This is a genomic window from Mesorhizobium sp. M5C.F.Ca.IN.020.32.2.1 (genome assembly GCF_004023105.1).
In the GTDB taxonomy this organism is placed as follows: Bacteria; Pseudomonadota; Alphaproteobacteria; order Rhizobiales; family Rhizobiaceae; genus Mesorhizobium; species Mesorhizobium wenxiniae.
Window position 1 is genome coordinate 1 of sequence record NZ_RZSX01000945.1, and the last position, 2308, is coordinate 2308.

At 55.2% G+C, this 2308-nt stretch carries 3 protein-coding genes; all 3 read left to right on the forward strand.

Annotation, left to right across the window (positions count from 1 at the left end; translation table 11 throughout):
* On the forward strand, positions 1–506 hold a 506-nt coding region (locus EOA86_RS31240; RefSeq protein ID WP_245497431.1), incomplete at its 5' end, for a thiamine pyrophosphate-dependent enzyme.
* A gap of 5 nt (positions 507–511) precedes the next feature.
* On the forward strand, positions 512–1513 hold the full coding sequence (locus tag EOA86_RS31245; RefSeq protein ID WP_128345132.1) for an alpha-ketoacid dehydrogenase subunit beta: 1002 nt from the start codon (positions 512–514) through the stop codon (positions 1511–1513).
* A gap of 256 nt (positions 1514–1769) precedes the next feature.
* On the forward strand, positions 1770–2219 hold the full coding sequence (locus EOA86_RS31255) for a 2-oxo acid dehydrogenase subunit E2 (RefSeq protein WP_091600666.1): 450 nt from the start codon (positions 1770–1772) through the stop codon (positions 2217–2219).
* Positions 2220–2308 lie beyond the last annotated feature (89 nt).

The following is a 2308-nucleotide window of genomic DNA, read 5'->3' on the forward strand; positions in this document are numbered from 1 at the left end:
TCTATCTTTGTGAGAACAACGGCTATGCAATCACCACCTCGGTGGCGCGAAGCCACGGTCAGCCCGACATTGCACTGCGGGCAGCGGGCTACGGTATGCCAGGGGTGACGGTTGATGGGCAGGACGTGTGCGCCGTCTATGAAGCCGCGGCACGGGCTGTCACGCGGGCTCGCGCGGGCGAGGGACCCACTCTCATCGTTGCCAACACGTACCGGTTCGACGAGCACAGTTTCGGGCTGGTCATCCCGGGGGAGCCGTATCGATCGATCGAAGAAGTCGATAGCTACAAGCGCCATTGCGATCCCATCGTACTGTATCGGACTGTGCTCCTCGAAGAAGGCATAAACGAAGGGAGTCTTGCAGAAATTGAGGAAGAAGTGACCGAAGCGGTGAAACAGGCTGTCAAATTTGCTTTGGCTAGTCCAATGCCTCGGCCCGAGACGTTGCCCGACTACCTGTTTAACTCGCCTGTTGCGGGAGCTGCGGCTGAGCTCGAGAGGAATTGATCGACATGCGAACTGATGCGCAGATACTTGCTACGACGCCCGACGCCTATGTTCAGATGACCTACCTTGAAGCGCTTATGCAGGCGCAGATGGAGGAAATGGATCGCGATGAGCGGGTCGTTCTAATGGGAGAGGACATCTCGGTCTATGGAGGTGACAAGCTTGTTGAGCGATTCGGCAAGCATCGGATTTGGGACATGCCTATTTCGGAAGGCAGTTTCACCGGCGTAGGAATCGGAGCTGCTATCAACGGATTGCGACCGATAGTAGACCTCGGATTTGCCAGCTTTGCCTATCTCGCCTCGGATCAGATCATCAATCAGGCCTCGAAATTGCGGTATATGACTGGAGGCCAGATCGACATTCCTATCGTGATTCGTTGCTGTATGTTCTCCACGGGGTCGATGGCGGCGCAGCATGCCGACCGGCCCTATCCGCTTTTCATGAATGTGCCAGGTCTCAAGATCATCAGCCCGACCAGCCCCGCTGATATTAAAGGGCTTATGAAATCGGCCATTCGCGACGGCGATCCTGTGCTCGTCTTCGAAGAGAAAAGGCTGTGGCCGCTCAAGGGGAATGTGCCCACAGATCCGGACCATTTAGTTCCGATTGGCAAAGCGGATGTGAAACGCGAGGGAAGCAACGTCACCCTTATCGCTATCGCAGGCGCCCTTCGGCCGGCGCTGGACGCAGTTGAAGCGCTCGCCAGGGAAGGCATTTCGGTCGAAGTGATTGACCCACGGACGTTGAAGCCGCTCGACCATGAGACGTTCAAAACCTCCGTCGCCAAGACCGGAAGGGTTGTGATCGTTGAGAATGCTCACCGAGTCTGTAACGTGGGAAGTGAAATCGCTGCGGTGATGGCGGAAGAAGCTTTCGAACTTTTGAAGCAACCGATTCTACGTCTGAGCGCTCCGGACATTCACGTACCGTTCAGTCCGACCCTCGAGAAGAACTTCTACCCGACGAAGGATAGCATCATCGCCGCCGTACGGCGGCTGCTCTGAGACCTTCGAATACTCTGAATAGATCGGAAGCAAAGATGACAACGGACATTATCTTACCCTCCAGTGGAATGGGCTCAAGGAAGCTACAATCGTTCGCTGGTTAAAAAGTATCGGCGAGGCTGTTTGTCGTGGAAGTCGAGACAGCTAAGGCCACTGGAGAAGTCGAAGCACCCGCGAACCGCATTTTGACGACAATCGCTGCACCGGAAGGTGCAACGGTAGAGACCAACGCGGTCATTGGAACGATTGAAGCCTGATGTCCCGCTCTTTCACCGAGGTTCCCTTAACGCCGTTGCGGAAAGCCATAGCCGCTCGGATGACGCAGGCAAATCAGACGATTCCTCACTTCCGCCTTGTTGCCACCGAAGTTGATGCTCTTCTGCGTTGGCGGGCAGCGATCAACGAAGTGGGTCCGACAATAAGAATATCTATAAATGATTGTCTCATCAAGGCGGTTGCGATTTCGTTGGTCGACAATCCCGCCCTAAACTGCCAGATGACGGACACGGCGATCCGCCGGTTTCACTGTGCTGACATTTCGGTAGTAATCGCTGTTGAAGGTGGCCTTGATCGGCTTCGCATGAAGATGATTGCCGCCGGTTATGAGGATAGCATGATGCCCACCGGAACGCGCATTTTAGGAGATCATGGTGCCAGTTTGTGGGGGGCGCTCATGACAATGCCGACTCCGCGCCCGTCCATTTGATGCTGCTAATTTTTTTGCCACGGCACGAAAAATGCCGATCCCCAACATGAACGCCGCGCGCACCGATTAGGCTCCCATCAAAGGAATAC

Coding starts and splice junctions, on each gene's coding strand:
- EOA86_RS31255 (WP_091600666.1), top strand. CDS start 1,770: ATGTCCCGCTCTTTCACCGAGGTTCCCTTAACGCCGTTGCGGAAAGCC.
- EOA86_RS31245 (WP_128345132.1), top strand. CDS start 512: ATGCGAACTGATGCGCAGATACTTGCTACGACGCCCGACGCCTATGTT.